The sequence below is a fragment of the Mesorhizobium sp. M7A.F.Ca.CA.002.09.1.1 genome, from assembly GCF_003998555.1.
GTDB lineage: Bacteria > Pseudomonadota > Alphaproteobacteria > Rhizobiales > Rhizobiaceae > Mesorhizobium > Mesorhizobium ciceri.
Map to the genome: position 1 here is coordinate 1 of NZ_RZRR01001575.1, position 495 is coordinate 495.

The following is a 495-nucleotide window of genomic DNA, read 5'->3' on the forward strand; positions in this document are numbered from 1 at the left end:
ACACATGTCTGATATGTCGCAGCCACGAGAACAACGTCCCGCCATCAGCCAGGCCGATTACCAGCGGCTGTCGGAGTTTCGCTACCTGATCCGCCGGTTCCTCGAATTCAGCCAGGTCCAGGCGGAAGACGCCGGCCTGACCCCGCGCCAGCATCAGGCGCTGCTGGCGATCAAGGGATTCCCCGGCGGCGGCCCGGTGACGGTTGGCGATCTCGCGGAACGCCTGCGCATTCGCCACCACAGCGCCGTCGAACTGGTCAACCGTCTCGGCGAGGCAGGGCTGGTCACAAGGGATCAGGACAAGGACGACCATCGCCGCGTGCTGCTGCAACTGACCGAGCGCGCCGACGATTGCCTGGCCGAGCTGTCGGCGGCGCATCTCGACGAACTGTCACGCATCGAACCGATGCTGCGGCGGCTGCTCGATCGAGACCGTGGGTAGTCGACTACTACTGCAGCGACTTCAGCAGATTGTCGATCGTGAACGGATTGGCC

At 64.4% G+C, this 495-nt stretch carries 1 protein-coding gene; it reads left to right on the top strand.

Going from position 1 to position 495, the window contains the following annotated elements; genetic code table 11:
* Positions 1-4 precede the first annotated feature (4 nt).
* A complete protein-coding gene (locus EN994_RS34735; protein WP_013531012.1) occupies positions 5-442 on the top strand; it encodes a helix-turn-helix domain-containing protein in 438 nt (145 codons plus the stop codon).
* Positions 443-495: the final 53 nt, after the last annotated feature.